This window comes from Pantoea sp. UYEF8 (assembly GCF_040546285.1).
Taxonomy (GTDB): domain Bacteria; phylum Pseudomonadota; class Gammaproteobacteria; order Enterobacterales; family Enterobacteriaceae; genus Pantoea; species Pantoea brenneri.
On the sequence record NZ_JBEPNM010000002.1, the window covers coordinates 536,474 to 555,222 of the forward strand.

Annotated in this window: 16 protein-coding genes; 3 read left to right on the forward strand and 13 right to left on the reverse strand. The window is 56.3% G+C overall.

Annotation, left to right across the window (positions count from 1 at the left end):
* Positions 1 to 49 precede the first annotated feature (49 nt).
* Positions 50 to 910 (forward strand): excinuclease Cho, encoded by an 861-nt coding sequence (gene cho / locus ABIB18_RS06070; protein ID WP_354473812.1) that lies wholly within the window; start codon positions 50 to 52, stop codon positions 908 to 910.
* 78 nt (positions 911 to 988) lie between these two features.
* Here cho and spy read toward each other — a convergent pair whose 3' ends face one another.
* The 6 genes from spy to ABIB18_RS06100 all read right to left on the reverse strand — a co-directional run bounded on the left by spy (position 989) and on the right by ABIB18_RS06100 (position 7,864).
* Positions 989 to 1,483, reverse strand: coding sequence for an ATP-independent periplasmic protein-refolding chaperone Spy (gene spy / locus ABIB18_RS06075; protein WP_094106258.1), 495 nt, complete (start codon positions 1,481 to 1,483; stop codon positions 989 to 991).
* A 295-nt stretch (positions 1,484 to 1,778) separates the two neighbouring features.
* Positions 1,779 to 2,774 (reverse strand): succinylglutamate desuccinylase, encoded by a 996-nt coding sequence (astE, locus tag ABIB18_RS06080; protein ID WP_089561238.1) that lies wholly within the window; start codon positions 2,772 to 2,774, stop codon positions 1,779 to 1,781.
* 50 nt (positions 2,775 to 2,824) lie between these two features.
* A complete protein-coding gene (astB, locus tag ABIB18_RS06085) occupies positions 2,825 to 4,153 on the reverse strand; it encodes an N-succinylarginine dihydrolase (RefSeq protein WP_354473814.1) in 1,329 nt (442 codons plus the stop codon).
* A complete protein-coding gene (astD, locus tag ABIB18_RS06090) occupies positions 4,150 to 5,619 on the reverse strand; it encodes a succinylglutamate-semialdehyde dehydrogenase (protein WP_179420088.1) in 1,470 nt (489 codons plus the stop codon). Before astD ends, astB begins: the two co-directional genes overlap by 4 nt.
* The gene (gene astA, locus ABIB18_RS06095) at positions 5,616 to 6,647 is read right to left on the reverse strand and encodes an arginine N-succinyltransferase (RefSeq protein ID WP_069728212.1); all 1,032 of its coding nucleotides are present in this window, start codon (positions 6,645 to 6,647) and stop codon (positions 5,616 to 5,618) included. The genes astD and astA overlap by 4 nt, the downstream gene beginning before the upstream one ends.
* Entirely contained in the window at positions 6,644 to 7,864 is a 1,221-nt protein-coding gene (locus ABIB18_RS06100; protein WP_046288369.1) for an aspartate aminotransferase family protein, read from the reverse strand. The genes astA and ABIB18_RS06100 overlap by 4 nt, the downstream gene beginning before the upstream one ends.
* 922 nt (positions 7,865 to 8,786) lie before the next feature.
* Between ABIB18_RS06100 and ABIB18_RS06105 the strand changes: the two genes are divergently transcribed.
* Positions 8,787 to 9,860, forward strand: coding sequence for a porin (locus ABIB18_RS06105; protein WP_031375675.1), 1,074 nt, complete (start codon positions 8,787 to 8,789; stop codon positions 9,858 to 9,860).
* A gap of 64 nt (positions 9,861 to 9,924) precedes the next feature.
* Here ABIB18_RS06105 and ABIB18_RS06110 read toward each other — a convergent pair whose 3' ends face one another.
* The 7 genes from ABIB18_RS06110 to ABIB18_RS06140 all read right to left on the reverse strand — a co-directional run bounded on the left by ABIB18_RS06110 (position 9,925) and on the right by ABIB18_RS06140 (position 17,427).
* Positions 9,925 to 11,373 (reverse strand): YchO/YchP family invasin, encoded by a 1,449-nt coding sequence (locus ABIB18_RS06110; protein ID WP_354473817.1) that lies wholly within the window; start codon positions 11,371 to 11,373, stop codon positions 9,925 to 9,927.
* A 170-nt stretch (positions 11,374 to 11,543) separates the two neighbouring features.
* Entirely contained in the window at positions 11,544 to 12,341 is a 798-nt protein-coding gene (locus tag ABIB18_RS06115; RefSeq protein WP_031375673.1) for a glucose 1-dehydrogenase, read from the reverse strand.
* An 11-nt stretch (positions 12,342 to 12,352) separates the two neighbouring features.
* On the reverse strand, positions 12,353 to 13,420 hold the full coding sequence (locus ABIB18_RS06120; protein ID WP_354473818.1) for an ABC transporter permease: 1,068 nt from the start codon (positions 13,418 to 13,420) through the stop codon (positions 12,353 to 12,355).
* 17 nt (positions 13,421 to 13,437) lie between these two features.
* Positions 13,438 to 14,970: a sugar ABC transporter ATP-binding protein gene (locus ABIB18_RS06125; RefSeq protein ID WP_089561234.1), complete on the reverse strand. Its 1,533-nt coding sequence runs from the start codon at positions 14,968 to 14,970 to the stop codon at positions 13,438 to 13,440.
* A gap of 10 nt (positions 14,971 to 14,980) precedes the next feature.
* Positions 14,981 to 15,592, reverse strand: a complete 612-nt coding sequence (locus ABIB18_RS06130) for a DUF2291 family protein (protein ID WP_046288370.1) — start codon at positions 15,590 to 15,592, stop codon at positions 14,981 to 14,983.
* 45 nt (positions 15,593 to 15,637) lie between these two features.
* Positions 15,638 to 16,573 carry a D-ribose ABC transporter substrate-binding protein gene (locus ABIB18_RS06135; RefSeq protein WP_069728206.1) on the reverse strand — a complete coding sequence of 312 codons (936 nt, stop codon included), beginning with the start codon at positions 16,571 to 16,573 and terminating at the stop codon, positions 15,638 to 15,640.
* A gap of 56 nt (positions 16,574 to 16,629) precedes the next feature.
* Positions 16,630 to 17,427, reverse strand: coding sequence for a GolD/DthD family dehydrogenase (locus tag ABIB18_RS06140; protein WP_046288371.1), 798 nt, complete (start codon positions 17,425 to 17,427; stop codon positions 16,630 to 16,632).
* A gap of 350 nt (positions 17,428 to 17,777) precedes the next feature.
* Between ABIB18_RS06140 and ABIB18_RS06145 the strand changes: the two genes are divergently transcribed.
* A complete protein-coding gene (locus ABIB18_RS06145) occupies positions 17,778 to 18,590 on the forward strand; it encodes a DeoR/GlpR family DNA-binding transcription regulator (protein WP_031375669.1) in 813 nt (270 codons plus the stop codon).
* Positions 18,591 to 18,749: the final 159 nt, after the last annotated feature.

Here is an 18,749-nt window from a genome sequence, read left to right on the forward strand (position 1 = left end):
TTTCACCTGCCTGTTATGCTGTATGGACAACCAGTAAATGGAGTCCATCTTGGTCAGACGTGCTGCAACGCCCCGCCTCGAGTTCGACGCGGCTGCAATTTATCAATATCCCGAACACCTGCGTGAGTGGCTGGAAGGCCTGCCCAATCAGCCCGGCGTTTACACCTTCCACGGCGAAAGTGATTCGCTGCCGCTCTACATTGGCAAAAGCGTCAATCTGCGCTCGCGAGTGATGTCCCATTTCCGCACCGCGGATGAGGCAAAAATGCTGCGCCAGTCGCGGCGCGTCAGCTGGATCCCGACCGCAGGCGATCTCGGCGCGCTGCTGCTGGAAGCGCAGATGATCAAAACGCAACAGCCGCTGTTTAACAAGCGCCTGCGTAAGAATCGTCAGCTCTGCTCGTTGCAGATCACCGACGGTAAACCGCAGGTGGTTTACGCCAAAGATCTCGACTTCAGCCAGTCACCCAACCTGTTTGGCCTCTATCGCAGCCGCTTTGCCGCGCTGGAACGGCTGAAACAGCTGGCCGATGAGTATCAACTCTGCCACGGCCTGCTGGGGCTGGAAGCGCTCAGCGCTCAGCGCGGCTGCTTCCGTTCCGCGCTGCGCCGCTGTGCCGGTGCCTGCTGCGGCAAGGAGCCGGTCAGCGATCATCAGGATCGGTTACTGGAAGCGCTGGAAAATGTGCGGGTGTTTTGCTGGCCGTGGCAGGGTGCGGTCGGGCTGGTTGAAGAAGGTAAACATATGACCCAAATCCACGTCATCGATCACTGGTTTTATCTGGGATCGGTCAGCAGTATGGAGGAGGCGAAGAAGTTGAAGCGTACTAAAGGCGGCTTCGATCATGATGGCTACAAGATCCTCTGCCGCCCTATTCTGTCAGGCGATTACCCTATTCAGCCGCTCTGATCAAAAAAAACCGCCGACGCTGTCCACTCACTGTCAGTGGACAAGGCCGGCGGTCTCAGACCGTTCGCTTAACGAAAATTATTCAGCGGGTGCGGCTGGCGGTGCCATTTTGTCATCGTGCGGACGTTTCTCCGTCAGACGCTTTTCGAAGTTGGCGTTATATTGCTTCTTCTGCTCTGGCGTCAGCACGTTGTACAGTTTGTTCTGGGTTTCCAGCATCTTCAGCGCATGCTCTTTCGCATTGGCGGTCATTTTTTCCGCCTGAGCCTCCGCTTTGCTCTGGTCGAAGCTGTCAGCGGCAACGATGCTGTGCATCGCACGGCGCTCTTCCAGCGACGGACGCTTCATATCTTTGTGGCTCTCTTTCATGATGTCGCGCATCTGGTTTTTTTGCGCGTCGGTCAGGTTCAGACCTTTAAACATCATCTCCATGCCGTGACGCATTGGCGGCTTATGCATTGCTTTTTCACTGCCGGCTGGCGGTGGAGTCAGGTTATCAGCGGCGGCGTGAACAGCGCTGGCCGCGCCAAATGCCAGTGAAGAAGCCAGTAACAGGGAAGTCAGTTTGCGCATAATAGTGTCCTTATTGATTCGGGATTATGACGACAGCACTCTGTCGCGTCTTCGGAAACAAGCATACGACGCCGAACGTCAACTACTCAGAGGCTGAGTAAAGCCGTGAAAGCATAAAAGACAAAAATTCGGCAATCATGAAGAGAATGCGAAGAAAGGCGTGAGGAATTGCAAAAGTTTATGAATTTAAAGCGAATCTGGCAGAAATCATGGAGAGGTGTGCGGAGAGTGTAAGGGTTAAGTCAAAAAAGCGGAAGCAAAACTCCCGCTTATTGCTGGATGGTGAAGAACCACGTCAGATCGGCAGCGCCTGGGTCTGTTCGCCCTCTTCAATCAGCATCAATCCGGCACGCAGCCCGGCAGCCACATTGGGGTTAGGGAACAGCACATACTCACGCGCCTGCTGGACGTAATAACGGGTCTCGCCGTCCTCCGCCAGCAGCGTGCCCTGTGGAAACGCGGTGAAGTTCAGCGTTTCCGGTGACATGTGTAGCTGAAAGTTTTCACTCAGCCGGGTAATCTGCTGCGCCACCCGATAGTGACGCGGGGGTGCCAGCGGCTGCGGCAGCGTATCGCCGTACAGCAGCGCCGCCAGCGCCTGTTGCGTAGCGCTAAACTGGCTGAGATCGTTAGCGCCGAACGGCAACGCTTTCCCTAACTCCAGCGTGCAACTGGCCGCGCCAAAATGTTCACAGCTGAAATGGGTAAAGGTGCCGCCGGGCGAACGGTGGAACACCAGTGCCTCCAGTCCGGCCGCCGCCAGCCAGTGAAGAAACTCTGGCGGCCACGGACGTTCATTGTGCGGCATCACGCCGAATCGAGGGTGATAAGAGCCGCGAATCGCGGTGTGCATATCGAGGTGCCAGCGCGTCTCATCACACTCACCGACCTGCCAGAAGGTTTCCAGCGTCTGTTCGAGCCGCAGCACGCGACGGGCTTCATCGCCGTCATCAATCTGCTGCCAGCGTCCACCAAACAGCCGGTTAATGTCATAGCGGATGTAACGCTTGCCGGTACGCAGCGCAGAGGGATTCCCGAGGATCACCAGCATCCGCTGCTGTAGCGGCTTCTCACCGCGTAACAGCGGCGTGATCACCTGATTGAGTATTTCGACCGGCGCGGTTTCATTGCCATGAACGCCCGCGGACAGCACCAGCGCCTGTTTGACCTGCACTGTCGGTTCCATTAACAGAATGCCGTGATATAACCATTGCCAGCGAAGATGCGCCGTTTCACCACTACGCTTACGCGGCGCCTCGCCGGACAGCGTTTGCTGTAAAAAGTCCTGCATCGTTCCTCCTTTTGGCCTGAAGCGAGCGGCAGCCTCTGCTGCCGCGCCCTTCACTGCTGAAATGCGTACACATTTCCTAAGTCTAGCAGCTTCGTCAATTCATCCAGCGCGTCACGTCCTTCGCGCAGCAGCTGAGGATCGACCAGATCGGCCTGAGTCAGGCGATCGCGATAGTGACGATCAACCCACTGGTTAAGCGTGGCGAATAGCCGATCGTTCATCATCACCGCCGGATTGACCGCCTGCTGCTCCTGTGGCGTCAGCACCACCCGCAAGCGCAGGCAGGCCGGACCGCCTCCGTTATACATGCTTTCACGCAGATCAAACACCTTCAATGCCTTCAGCGGACCGCCGCTTTCCACCTGTTCGCACAGATAATCCCAGACGCCCGCGTGCTGACGTGACTCTTCTGGCAGCACCAGCAGCATGCTACCGTCGGGCTGGCTCAGCAGCTGGCTGTTGAACAGATAGGTGTTAACCGCATCCTTCACTGATACCCGATTTTCCGGTACTTCCAGCGCCACAAATCCCGCTACCCGCGCCTGTAGCTCGGCCAGTAACGCAGGCTGATCGACAAAGGCGTGCTGATGACAGAACAGCATCTGCTGATTGCTGACGGCAATCACATCATTATGAAACACGCCCTGATCGATAACCGCCGGGTTTTGCTGGGCAAACAGCAGATGATCGGGTGAGAGCTGATGCAATCGCGCCACCGCTTCACTGGCTTCGCGCGTCTGGCGGGCCGGATAACGCTGCGGCGCCATCCCTTCGTGGCTGCTGTCGCGACCATAAACAAAAAGCTGCACGCCGCGCTCACCATAATCTCCGCCAAACCGGTTATGGTTGGCCGCGCCTTCATCGCCAAACATCGCGACCTGCGGCAAAGCATCATGCACCGTAAAATGGTGGCTATCGCGGAAAATGGCGCGCAGCAGTAACGCGGTCTCCGGCGCTTCCATCGCCCGATGAAACTTGTTGTTGAGGTTAGCGACGGTCAGATGGACCCGGCCATCACCACTGTCAGCCGACGGCGAAACCGTGGCAGCATTTGCTACCCACATCGCCGAAGCGGAACTGGCGGCCGAGAGTAAACCCGGTGCGGTTTTACCGGCGCGGGCCAGCATCTGCTCATCGCTGCCGCTGAAGCCTAACTGACGCAGTGCCGCAATATTTGGCCGCTCATGGGGAGGAATGACACCCTGCAGATAGCCCATATCCGCCAGCGCCTTCATCTTCAGCAGGCCCTGCTTCGCCGCCAGACGGGGATTCGACGGCTGCAGCTGATTACGCGTCGAGGCCTCATTACCAAACGACAGACCGGCATAATGGTGAGTTAAACCCACCAGCCCATCAAAGTTCGCTTCTGTTGCCTTCATTTGGCCGTCTCCCCGCAGGCGAAATCAAGCCCCGGCGATAGCGTGGCAGGCAGCGTCAGATCCGGCGTCTCCAGCGAGGCCATCGGCCAGGCACAGTAGTCGGCGGCGTACCAGGCGCTGGCCCGGTGGTTGCCCGATGCTCCAATACCGCCAAACGGCGCGGTACTGGCCGCCCCGGTCAACGGTTTATTCCAGTTTACGATGCCGGCGCGTGCCTCAAGCAACAGCTGATCAAACTGCTGACGCGACGGTGAAATCAAGCCGCACGACAGGCCGTAGCGCGTCTGGTTGGCCAGCGCAATCGCATCATCGTAATGGTCATAGCGAATCACCCCGAGCAATGGACCAAACACCTCTTCATCCGCTACATCTTCGACGCCGGTCAGTTCAATAATGCCCGGCGTCAGCAGTGCGCTGTGGCGATCCGGCCAGCGCATCGCCAGCAGCACTTTGCCGCCCGCCGCGACCCGCTGCTGCCATTCGCCATAAATTTTTTCTGCCGCTGCGGTCGAAATCACGCTGCCCATAAACGGCTGCGGCTCTGCGTTCCAGCGGCCCGGCTGCAAACGACCGGCCACTTCCACCAGCCGCTGTAAAAAAGCATCGCCTGCCGCGCCGCGTTTCACCAGCAGCCGACGCGCACAGGTGCAGCGCTGACCGGCAGTGATAAACGCCGACTGCAGCGCAATGTGAACCGCGGCGTCAATATCAGCCGGATCTTCAACTATCAGCGCATTGTTACCGCCCATCTCCAGCGCCAGCATTTTCTCTGGCTGGCCGGCAAACTGACGGTGCAGCTGATAACCGGTATGCGCGCTGCCGGTAAACAGCAGGCCATCGATCTGGCTATCCGCAGCCAGCGCCTGACCGGTTTCCCGACCGCCTTGCAGCAGCGCCAGCACACCGGTGGGCAGACCAGCCGCCAGCCAGAGCTGCACGGTTTTCTCAGCCGTCAGCGGCGTCAGCTCGCTGGGTTTGAACACTACGCAGTTACCGGCCAGCAGCGCCGGAACGATATGACCGTTCGGCAGATGTCCGGGGAAATTGTAGGGACCAAACACCGCCAGCACGCCGTGAGGACGGTGACGCAGGCTGCTCTCACCTTCCGACTGTTCACCCGTCCGGCTGTGATAGGCCTTAATCGAGATAGCGATTTTATTAATCATCGCGCCGACTTCAGTCAGCGCTTCCCAGCGCGGTTTTCCGGTTTCACGGGCAATGGTTTCCGCCAGCTCAGCTTTGTGGGCCTCCAGCTGCGCGGCAAATTTTTCTACCGTCGCCTGACGCTCGGCAAACGGCCGCTTTGCCCAGCCGGGAAACGCGGCGCGCGCCGCTTCACAGGCGGCACTGACCTGTGCCGGCGAGGCGGCCTGGCCCTGCCACAGGGTTTCACCGCTTACCGGGTCAGATTTGACCAGAGATTCAGCCTCGCCGCTCAGCCAGTTTCCATTAATCAGGTGGGTCATGCTTTTTTCTCCTCGCTGCAGAGCGGCACCACGCGCAGGCTATCGCCCGGCTGGCAATGTAACGCCCGCATCTGTTCATCTGTCAGGTGCACACAGTCGCTGTCAGCCTCGGCCGGGATCAGCGCCACGCGGAACTGGCGATAATTGTTGTTGGCAACCAGGCACAGCGGCGCATCGTGGCGGTTTTCGCCCGATTCAGCGCAGCGCAGCCGGCTTTTGCGTACCGCACGGATCCGATCAATGTCGCACTCCAGCGTCGGACCGCCATCAAAGATGTCGACATAGTTGAGGTAGCGAAAACCTTCCGCCTCCAGCACGGCACGGGCCGGCGCGGTTTTAGGATGCACCTGGCCAATGACTGCCTGCGCTTCTGGCGACAGATAGTGGATATAGAGCGGGTGTTTTGGCATCAACTCGGCGATAAACGATTTCTGACCGGTACCGCTCAGGAAGTCCGCTTTGCTGAATTCCATCGAGAAAAAACGGCTGCCAACGCTGTCCCAGAACGGCGAATGGCCATGCTCATCGCTGACGCCGCGCATCTCTGCCACCACGCGATCCATAAAGCGCTCGCGGAAGTTAGCCATAAACAGAAAGCGCGATTTAGACAGCAGATAGCCGTTTTTACCGTCGCGGTAGTCCGGATCAAGGAACAGCGTACACAGCTCACTGCTGCCGGTATGGTCATTACTCAACGACAGCGTGGGCAGCGCGGCATAAACATTCAGCTCTTTTGACGCGTGCACCTGAGTACCGACCCGGAAGTTATACCAGGGGTCCTGCAGGCCCACCGCCACTTCAATAGCGCAAATCCCGACTGCGCGGTTGTCTTCACTGTCGGCCAGCACAAACACATAGCCCTGCTCGGCGCGCGGCAGCGTATCCTGCCAGGTTTGCAGCGATCGATCGATACGCGCCTGCAACGTGGCGCTATCAACCGGCAGCGAGGTCAGCCCGCCGCCGGTTTTGCCTGCCAGCGCCAGCAGCTGGCTCAGATCATCGCGTTCAACCGGACGGATTACCATCATGATGCGGACCCTCGTACCAGACGCTCACATACCTCGGCGAAGCGTGCCATGCCCAGCTTCACTTCCTGCTCACTGATATTGAGCGCTGGGGCGAAACGCACCACGTTGGCACCGGCGATCAGCACCATCACTCCCATTTCTGCCGCGGCGAGATTGATCTGCTTCGCTTTGCCGGCAAAATCGTCGTTCAGCACGGCACCAATCAGCAGGCCCAGACCGCGAACCTGTTTAAACAGGTGCAGCCGCTGGTTAATCTCGTCTAGCGCGGCGACGATCCACTGGTGGCGCTCGGTCACGCCAGCCATCAGGGCCGGTTGATTGATCAGCTCCATCACTTTACCGGCGACGGCTCCGGCCAGCGGGTTACCGCCGTAGGTGGTGCCGTGTGTCCCGACACCCATCACTAAGGCCAGATCTTCACGCGTCAGCATTGCCCCGATCGGGAAGCCGCCGCCGAGCGCTTTGGCGCTGGTCAGCACGTCAGGCGTCACGCCATAGTGCATGTAGGCATAAAGCGAACCGGTGCGGCCGACCCCGCTTTGTACTTCGTCAAAAATCAGTACCGCATGATGCTTATCGCACAGCTCACGCAGTCCGCGCAGGAACGCCGGTTCAGCAGGCACCACGCCCCCTTCACCCTGAATCGGTTCAACAATCACTGCACAGGTATTGTCGTTAATCAGCGCTGCTGCTGCGGCCAGATCGTTGAAAGGCGCATGCTGAATGTCAGGCGGCAAAGGGGCAAAATCTTTGGAATAGGCCGGTTGTCCTCCGGCGGAAACGGTAAACAGGGTGCGGCCGTGGAAGGCGTTATTAAAGGCGACAATGCCGCTTTTGGCCGGACCAAAGCGATCGTGCGCGACTTTACGCGCCAGTTTCAGTGCGGCTTCATTCGCCTCGGCACCGGAGTTACAGAAGAACACCCGGTCAGCGAAGGTGGCATCGATCAGCTGCTTAGCCAGACGCAGAATAGGCTCGTTGGTATAACCGTTGCCGGTATGCCATAAACGCGCAGCCTGATCCTGTAACGCCTGCTGTAAGGCCGGATGAGCATGCCCTAATGCATTGACGGCAATGCCACCGGCGAAATCAATGTAATCCTTGCCGTTTTGATCCCAGACGGTTGATCCTTCAGCGCGAACCGGCACAAATGCGGCGGGCGCATAAACCGGCATCATCCATTGATCAAAATCGTGACGCGAAACCTGCAGTGACATAACCCGCTCTCCTGCTTCCCCGACTGGGTAAAGCTTTTGTTTTAAAATTGTTAAAGGATGTTGTGAAGCAGCCCTACTGTAGAGTGCAGATAGCGTGCCAGCCAAGGAGATTAATGCATAAAATCGGCCATCAAACGGATTATCAATAACTTAGGTAGAGAGGCTATTCACTTATTTTGCATATATAGTGAATAATTGTCTGATCGAAGCGCCAGCGCCGGGTTTTAATCAGCAGAATTATGCATTTATGGCAGGAAATATCGCTTTTGTGATCGCTGATAAATTATCTGTCCAAAAAAGTTCAGACGTTGCCCTGTTTTAGCGCATTACGCCTTTTCACGGTGCACAAAAAGCGGCTGCTGCACACCGGGTGGATTGCCGCCAGCGGTGTCTGTTTTAACAATTAATCTTCATTTATAACCACTAAGCTGACCGTAACGGCGATAGTTAAGGATTATTTTTTAAGCACCATGTACATTATTTAATCAGATTGACATCTTTATTAATTACGATATTAACCAGACAAAAATATAACTCCGCAGCATGTAAGCAACTATTACTAAGCAGGCTAATGGTCAGACAAAAACCTTTATCAGCTTATTCCTTTTATAAGACTCCTTATTTTAATAATGGAAAACGCCCACTGATAAGCCGTATAAAAAACAGCCTTCAGAAAACAATAAAAAAAACATTCAATCTATTGTTTTCAATGAAATTAATGTTGAAAATACATTTCAATCCGTCAGAAGAAAAAAGTATTAGCGCTGCTGAAATTATTCTATCGCCATCATTTTTTCGAATACCAATGTAATCATTAATATTTTGTTACTTTTATTACACTTTGTGATTTTATCGTTTTATGTCATTTTCATTTCACCCCAAAAAGGGGAATAATAATGAATGAATACAGGGTAATAATTAAATGATAAAGCGCACGCTTCTGGCGGCTACTGTGCCGTTACTGATCGGCTTGTCTTCTGCTCAGGCCGCAGAGATTTATAACAAGGACGGAAATAAGCTCGACCTGGTCGGCAAAATTAACGTGTCTCACCTGTTTTCGGACGACAACAACAACAATGGCGACACCTCGTCCTATGCCCGTTTCGGCTTTAAAGGCGAGACCAAAATTACTGACCAACTGACCGGCTACGGTTTCTGGCAGTATCAGTACAGCCTGCGCAACTCTGAAGGCAGCGATGCTCAGACCGGCAACCGTACCCGTCTGGGCTATGCTGGGCTGAAATTTGGCAAGGCAGGTTCTCTGGATTATGGCCGTAACTATGGCCTGGTGTATGACGTACTCGGTTACACCGATATGCTGCCGTTCTTCGGCGGCGATTCCGGTTACACCGATGCTTTTCTTTCCGGTCGCTCGACGGGCGTGCTGACCTGGCGCAACAGTGATTTCTTTGGTCTGGTGGAGGGATTAAACCTTGCTGCGCAGTATCAGGGTAAGAATGAGCGCAGCAGCGACATCGATGGCGTACGGCGCTCTAACGGCGACGGCTTTGCCCTCTCCGCCTCCTATGATTTCGATTTTGGTCTGAGCTTCGCCGCTGCCTTCGCCAGCCTCGATCGCACCAACAGACAGAATGCCGCCGCACGCGGTGAAGGCGAGAAAGCTCAGCACTGGGCGACCTCGGTCAAATATGACGCCAGTCAGGTCTATCTGGCAGCGATGTACGGTGAGACCCTGAATGCCACCCCGATCAGCGGTGGTTTTGCCAACAAAGCGCAAAACTTCGAAGCCGTGGCGCAGTATCAGTTCCTGAATGGGTTCCGTCCGTCGCTGGGCTATGTTTCATCGAAAGGCAAAGAGATTGAGAACATCGGTGACGCCGACATCATTAAGTACACCGCGGTAGGCGCGACCTGGTACTTCAACAAGAACATGTCGGTTTACGGTGAGTACCGTATTAACCTGCTGAAAGATAACAATCCACTCGGCCTGGCCACCGACGACATTACCGCGCTGGGCCTGATCTACCAGTTCTGATTATCCCGCTGTGTTACGCAACGGCCCGACAGTGATTGTCGGGCCGTTTTTATTGGGCTGCGCGCTACAGCGTGACGCCGGAAGCGCCGATCGGTGCCATAAGATCGTAGCGATTATCCGCGGAAGGATCGTCCATCGCCATCGGCGGCTGAATTTTCAGGGTAATCCAGTTTGATGTTACCCGTTGTTGCTTGTTGTCTTCCAGCGTGACCGACAGCCGGTATTCATTGCTGGCACCCGGTGAGTCATCCCACTGCGGTAAAATCACGCTCCAGCCCTGCGGATCGGCGTTATTGGCCGGCGGCGTCAGGCTCAGCGCCTGGGTATCGCCCTGCCAGCTCACCGCTTTGATCGGATTGCTGGCGCGGACCTGAAGCTTCAGCGGCAGGCTCTCACCGGCGTTTAATTGCCACGGCGGCGTCGCCAGGAAGACTGACAGGGTTTTGCGCTGGCGGAACGACAGCACCGGCGTATCGCTGCGGGTGACAATATCGTAACGGCTGCCGCGCAGCGAGCGCGCTTCATCGACATTACTGGCATCCAGCTGGCGACGCAGAGCAACGCCGAAGCGATAATTGAGCTTCAGCCCGAGCTGATCCTGCGTCTCTCCGGCGCTGCTGGTTTTATGGGTCGCCGACAGCGTCACCAGCGGCACCGGGGTATACGACAGGCCAAACGACATCGCCGAAGGATTATGGTAGCGGTTGCCGCTGTTAAACAGATCGACGTTTTCGCCCAGATATTGCTGGTAGCTCACCGAGACGCCGAGCTGACGATAGAAAGGCAGGTAGGTTTGACTGGTGATGTCATAGCCGCGCGCCATGCGCTGTTGCTGGGAATCACCAAGATTTTTCCAGCCTGACAGCGGCATGTAGTAGTTGGCTGAGAGCCGCAGATTATCACTCCAGGCTTCGGTACCGAGCGAAGCGCGCTGCAGGCCGCTGCTGAATACCCGATCGACAAAACCGTTGTAGCCGAGCAGCCAGTTACCGGCATCCCAGCGCTGGCCCAGGCCGGCATTGCCGACCACGCCGTCACCGGTATCGTGCAACCCGAGCTGGCTGAAGGTGAGCATACTGTTCTCATCAGCCAGCGCACTGAACAGATCGCCGCCGGTGCCGGTAAAGTTACCGTTCATGTCCACCATCAGATCGAGCTGTGCCGTACCGTAAGGCGAAAGCAGCGACTGCCCTTCGCTCTCGACCCGATTGGCGACCTCGTCACGCAGATGATTAAAGGCCCAGACCCCGGCCTGCTGACCAAAGGAAGCGTTGCTGTCATTGTTGCTGGCTTCACCGATGCTTTTGGCAACCGATGCCAGCTTCCGGCTCCACTCTTCATCCTGTTCCGCGCTGCTGCCCAGCGTCGGAAGCGCCTCCAGCGACTGACGGTAGCGCGCCGGGTCGTCGAATGGCGTCTCTGACACCCGTGTTTCGGTCTGTAACGCGCGGACGGGCTGCGTAACCAGCAGCGCGGGCGCGATCAAAGAGAGAATCACTGTTTTTCGTATCATGTCACCAGGCATTCGGATTAAGGTTAAGCGTGAGCGAATGAAAAATATCTCGCCTCTACCTTAACATATTGTGACAGCGATTCAGGACAGACGTGACAAATTGTGCATATGCCAGAAAATTCTGACACAAAAAAGCCTGCCGCAGCAGGCCCGGGAATCACAACCCTGTATCAGGAGAAAATTAAGCCGCCATCGACATTGATAGTCTGGCCGGTGATGTAGCGCGCATCCTCAGATGCCAGAAAGGCCACCAGCCCGGCGACGTCTTCAGGCTGGCCGGCACGTTTCAACGGAATGTTATTCACCCACTCCGCCATCAATTCCCCTTTGCCGTAGGTTTTCTGATCGTTACTGAGGATTTCGCCCCAGACTCGGTCGTTGTAATCCCACATTTCGCTCTCAATGATGCCGGGACAAAAAGCGTTGACCGTGATGTGCCACGGCGCCAGCTCCAGCGCCAGACTCTGGGTAATCCCAATCACGCCCATTTTGCTGGCGGCGTAGTGCGGCGTATAGATGAAACCCTGCCGTCCCTGACCCGATGAGGTGTTAATCAGACTGCCGCTGCGCTGCTTTACCATATACTTCGCCGCTTCACGGCAGCAGAGCCAGACGCCGGTGGTATTCACCGCCAGCACCTTGTCGAAATCGCTTTTTGGCATGCTGTCGAAGCGATCGATGGTGATCACCCCGGCATTCTGGATCGACACATCGATCTGACCAAAGCGATCGGCGGCCTGCTGGTAGAGCTGCTGCACTGCGGCCTCATCGGTGACGTCCACCTGCAGCGCCAGAATTTCACTGCCGAACTGCTGCTGGAGCTGTTCGGCGGTGGCAAAGACGCGATCGGCATTCGACACCATCACCAGCCTCGCCCCGTCGCGGGCAAAGCGGGCCGCAATACCGGCACCAATGCCTCGGCAGGCTCCGGTGATCACCACTGTTTTTCCACTAAAATCGCGGGTCATAAACACTCCTGTTAACTGTGACGGATGTCAGAGAGCGGTGCCGCCTGCAGCTTCTTTTCATGACGACGTAACAGCACCACTTTGCTTTGCAGACGTTGCTGGAACTGGTCAATCACCACTGCGGTGACAATTACCAACCCTTTAATCACCATCTGCCAGAAATCGCTGACGCCCATCATCACCATGCCGTCCGCCAGGAAGACAATCACGAAGGCGCCAATAATCGAACCGGAAACCCGTCCGCGCCCGCCTGCCAGTGCCGTACCACCCAGTACCGTGGCGCCAATCGCGTCCATCTCAAACATATTGCCGGTCATCGGGTGCGCCGTTTGCAGCTGAGAAGCGACCACCAGCCCGACCAGGCCCGCGCACAGGCCGGAGAAGGCGTAGACAAACACTTTCACTTTGATGATCGGCACGCCCGCCAGCCGTGCGGCTGACTCATTACCGCCAATCGCGTAGATGTAACGACCGAGCGGGGTTTTACGCGTCAGATAGAGCCCGAGCAGCAGAAAGCCGATCATCAGCCAGATCGGGATATAGACGCCCAGCACCGAGCCGGAGCCGAGCAGCGCAAAGCCGGTGTTACCGAGTGCCGGCAGGCCGACCAGGTTGGCGTAGGTGCTGCCATCGTTGAACAGCAACGCCGCACCGCGCGCCACATACATCATGCCGAGGGTACAGATAAACGGTGCCACGCCCAGCCGGGTAATCACCGTGCCGTTAATTAATCCCACCAGCACGCCAAAGATGGCCACCACCAGAATCACTTCGGGCACGTTGAGGAACAGGGTATTGCCACCACACAGCGGCACGCCATTAGTCAGCAGCGCGCCCGCCACCATGCCGCAGATGCCGGCGACCGCACCCACCGACAGATCAATGCCGCCGGTGAGGATCACCAGCGTCATGCCGATCGCCAGCAGTCCGGTAATCGCCACGTGCTGGGTCATGATCAGCAGATTGGATGGGGTCAGGAAGTTGGGAACCATCACGCTGAAAAAACTGACCACGATCAGCAGCGCAATAAAGGTGCGCGCCTTCAGCAGGTACATATAAAGCAGATATTTTTGGTTCATGGAGTTCTCCGGCCAGCTTAATCTTGCGGGGTGGATGCCGCGATCAGTTGCTCTCGCGTTGCCACAGCACGCGGTAAATCGGCGGTAATCCGGCCATCGGCCATCACTAAAATACGGTCCGCCAGTGCCATCACCTCATCCAGTTCCGATGAGGAGAACATCACCGCCAGCCCCTGTTGCGCCAGATTGCCAATCAGGTGGTAAACGTCAGTTTTGGCGCCGACGTCGATACCGCGCGTCGGTTCATCCAGTAACACCACCTGCGGACCGGTCATCAGCGCTTTACCCAGCACCACTTTTTGCTGATTGCCACCGCTCAACGAGGTGATAGGCAGTTCGGCGTCGCTGACCTTGATCGACAGATGCCCAATCATCTCATTGACCCGCTGATTCTCCTGGGCCGGACGGAGCAACCGCAGCGCGCGGCGAAAACCGCGCAGGCTGAGATCGGAGAGGGTCATGTTGGCGGTAATCGACATCAGCTCTACCACGCCTTCCCCCTTGCGGTCTTCGGGCACCAGCGCAATGCCGCTTTTTAACCGCTGCTGGAAACTGCGTTTCGCCAGATCTTTCCCGGCCAGTTGTACCCGGCCCGACTGGCACGGCATCAGGCCAATCAACCCCTTAAACAGCTCGGTGCGCCCGGCGCCCAGCAGGCCATAAATGCCGATGACTTCCCCTTTACGCAGCGTAAAGCTGACGTCGTTCAGGGTGTAACCGCCGTTCTGGTGCAGGGCGGTGAGTCCCTCAACCTGTAATACCGTTTCGCCCTGCGGGGCGGCCTGATAATCAAACTGCTTCTTCTTATCTCCCACCATCTGAGCGATGATCCACGGCACGCTCGCCTCACGCACTTCGCGTTCGCTGATGAACCGTCCATCGCGGAAAATGGTGATGTGATCGCCAATCTCCATCAGCTCTTCAAGCCGGTGCGAGATATAGATGATGGTGACGCCCCGCCGCTTAAGCTGAGCGATAACGTTAAACAGCACTTTCACTTCAGACTGACTCAGCGCGCTGGTCGGCTCATCCATGATCAATACCCGGGTATCTTTAGAAAGCGCGCGGGCAATCTCCACCAGTTGCTGATGGCCGATACCCAGCTCGCCGAGCGGAGCATAGGGATCAACATCCAGCTCCAGCCGCTCAAGCAGCGTCTTCGCCAGCGCATACTGATATTTCTCGTTGATCACTCCGCGCTGGAAAAACTCGTTGGCGATAAAGATGTTGTCCATCACGTTCATGTTGGGAAACAGGTTCAGCTCCTGAAAGATAATGCTGATGCCCTGCTTTTCTGCCTGATGCGTGGAACTCAGTGACACCACTTTTCCATCCAGCAGAATCTCGCCCGACGAAGGGGTTTCCACCCCCGCCAGCATCTTCATCATGGTCGATTTACCGGCACCGTTTTCGCCAATCAGCACGTTGACCTTATTGCGATAGACCCGGTAATTAACCTGATCGAGCGCCGTTACGCCGGGATAGAGACGCGACACATTGCGGGTTTCGATGATCACATCGCTACTCTGCTGCGGTTGAAGATCTTGCATCTGCCGCTCCTTATTGCCGGCTTATCGCCGCCGGGGTGATATCCGGCAGCGACTGCGGGATATCCCAACTGCTGAACACGCCGATGACCGTCACCTTATCGCCCACGGCAGGCTTGAATTTCTGCATCAGGCTGGACGCCTGCTGATTAATCGCCTTGCCGTAATCGCCAAACAGCACCTGATCGTTAAAGTCCTGATAGCTTGCGCCCTTGTAAGCATCGCGCAGTGCGGTACCGCGAATGATTGGCCCGGTCTGAATAGTGACAGTGTCACCTGACTCATCGCGGATTTTCATCTTACCGCTGCGTGAGGTGCTATTCAGCGCAGTGATTTCGCCACGCACCGCCACGCTAAACACGCACGGATTCTCCGCCTGGCTGCGATAGCCGTAAGATTGACAGGCGCTGTCAAAGTCCTTAGCCGACTGCAGCGACTTAATTAAGGTCGCCAGTGGTTTCGCCTCCGCCGTCAGCTGCGGCACCAATTTCTGCTGCCAGACCTGATCGACGTTTGCCATCTGCGGATTGGGGGGATTTTTCAGCTCGGCCAGCTGTTGCTGTGACACTATTCGGCAGCCGCTTAGCAGCAGGACCACCAGCGTCAGCCAGACTCTTCCGGACATCTCATTCTCCCTGGCGCCCGCTCTGGCAGGCGCGGCGGCGGTTAATTACGACTTAAAGTTGAAATCCTGCACGCCTTTGGCATTGTCCGGCGTAATCAGGATGCCGCGGAACATCACGCGCTGTTTCTCTGGCTTCGCGCCTTTCTGAATGTAATTGTCGAGATCGGTCACGCCCTGCGCCGCAATCGCCTGCGCCTGCAGCATCACCGTGGCTTTCAGGGTGCCGGCCTTCACCGCATCCCGCTCGTCATTGCTGCCATCAATACCCACCACAATCACATCGTTGCGTCCAGCCGCTTTCAGCGCCGCAATCGCTCCCAGCGCGACCGGGCCATTACCGCAAATCACCCCTTTCACATCCGGGTGCGCCTGCAGAATACTGTCCATGATCCGCTTGCCGTCGATCAGCGTCCCTTTAGCATCCTGACGTGCGACGCTCTGCATATCGCTGTACTGATCCAGCACCTGATGGAATGATTTGGACCGCGTAACACAGTTATTGTCGGCCAGGTTACAGGTCAGCTCGGCATACTTGCCCTTCTCGCCCATCTTCTCGACAAACACGTTGGCCACGTCAGACCCCGCCTGGAAGTTGTTGTGGGTAATCTGCGCCAGCGCCACATCGTCTACCGGGATTTCGCGGTTAATCAGCACCACCGGAATGCCAGCATCTTTGGCCTTTTTGATCGCCGCCACGCTGGCCGTTGAGTCAGCGTTATCCAGCACGATACCCTGCACTTTTTTGCCGATAGCTGCGTCGATCAGTTCGCTTTGCTTCTTCACATCTTCGCCGTGCGACAGCACCGAGGTTTTGTAGCCCAGCGCCTGCGCTTTGAGGTTGGCGCCTTTGGCTTCAGAGGCGTAATAAGGATTATCAAGTGAGTTAACCAGAATCATAATGGTGCCTTTCTCGACGGCGAATGCCGCCTGCGAAACCAGACAGGCAGCCACAGCAGTGCACAGCAGGGTACGGTTTTTCATGATGTTCTCTCTTATCGTTATCACTGGTTGGTGATTTCCCGGGTGTCAGAGCAGCCTTACCAGATGGTAAATCCGCCATCGATCATTAAATCCGCGCCGGTAATCATGTCGCTGCCGTTGCTGGCAAAAAACAGCACCGCCGCGGCAATCTCATCGGTATAAGCAAAGCGGCCTAACGGAATCAGTTTTTTCATCTGCTCACCCTTCTCACCGCGCCAGGCTTTTTCGCCCATCGGCGTCAGCACCACGGTGGGCGAAAGGGTATTTACGTTGATGCGGTGTGGTGCAAACTCTTTGGCCATCACTTTGGTCATGCCGAGCAGTCCGGCTTTGGCCGAGGTGTAAGCGACGTGGTTATCGATCGCAATCGAGGCTGCCTGCGAAGCGATATTGATAATTTTTCCGCCGTTACCGGCAGTGATCATCAGGCGTGCTGCCGCCTGCGAGCAGAGGAAAGGACCGGTAAGATTGACGGCAATTTGCTTCTGCCACTCGGCAAAATCGGTATCAATCACCGGCTGTAACATCACATATCCGGCGCAGTTCACCAGAATATCGATGTGGCCGTAGTGGGAAATTACCTGATCAAACGCCTGGGTAACGGCGGCGGGATCGGTGACATCACAACAGACAAACTGCACCCGATCGGCGGCAAACTCTGCCTGCAGGCTGGCAACCCTGTCCGCTTCGAACGGCGGATAAAGCAGCGCCAGACGCGCACCCTTTTCCAGCAACATGCTATTCGTCGCCATCGCAATGCCGCCCAGGCCGCCGGTCACCACCGCGACTTTGTCAGCCAGATTCAGCGCGGTATCCACGCCGTATCGCAGGTTTACGTCATATTCACCACTCATCCCACTTATCCCCTCAGTTTTTTGCTGTCGCCGCTGACTCAATCATTTTCGAACAAAAATATAAGCTATCGAAAAGAAATGATATGTGGGGCAGATCAAATTTCGACCATCTGCTGCTCTTCGGGGATTATCTTATTGAAAAGACGTGATCTGGCTTGCAATGCGCAAATAAAAATGAAACCTGCAAATCGTGAAAGCAGGTGTGATTCAATAACCTGCAACTCTTTAACTTTCGTTCGAAAATGAACATCCCTTGCGGCCATCTCGCATTCATAAAAATGGCGCGTTAAACTCTGCGACAGATCCTTCTTCGCCTGAAAACCCTGCGATTGGAAAAGGGAGCATTTCGATTGAAAAGCAAAAGTGAGCAGTTAGCTGATATGCAGCAACGCCGCGAAAAGATTCTGGAGATGATCCGCGAGGATGGCACGGTCACGGTCAAAGCGCTGACGGAGACCTTTGGCCTGACTGAAGCAACGTTGCGCAGCGATCTGCGAATGCTGCAAAAACAGGGTTTTGTCCAGCGCTACCACGGGGGCGCGACCCTGATGACCGGCAAACAGAATACCGGCGCGATGCTGCTTGAGCGGCAAACCCATCTGGAAGAGAAAGAGGCCATTGGCCGACTGGCGGCGCAGCACATCGAAAATGGTGACACGGTGATTTTCGATTCCGGCACCACCACCACCGCCATCACTGATGCCATTACCCATATTCGCCGCTTATCGGTGGTCACCACGGCGGTGAATATCGCACTGAAACTGGGTGGCGAACCCGGCATCAATATTCTGCTGACCGGCGGCACCTTCAAATTCCCGACGCTATCGACCTCCGGTGAAAAGGCAGCCAGCTTTTTCGAAAACGTACTCGCCGAGAAACTGTTTCTGGCGACCGCCTGCATCTCACCTCGCCTCGGCCTGAGCTTCCCCAGCGAAACCGACATCAAGGTCAAGCTGGCAATGATTCGCTCAGCCAACACGGTGTATGTGGTGGCCGACTCCAGCAAGATTGATAAGGTGTCGATGTTTGCGCTGCCGTGCGACTGGAGCAATATCCACTATCTGATTACCGACAGCGGCATCACCCCAGCACAGGTTAAGGCGTTCGAGGCGCTCGGCGTTAAAGTGCTGGTCGCCCCGCTGCCGCTGAAGCGGGCAATGTAATCGGCATTACCGGCGCGGTTCTGCCCGGCGGCAGGGATCATCAGAAAGAGATCTGGTGGGGTTATGCTGTGCTAACCATGCTGAAACGGGCAGCAAGTGCCTGCCTGAACGCCTTTCACCCAAAACACGCACACCAGCCAGCCGGCCAGTAAGCGCCTG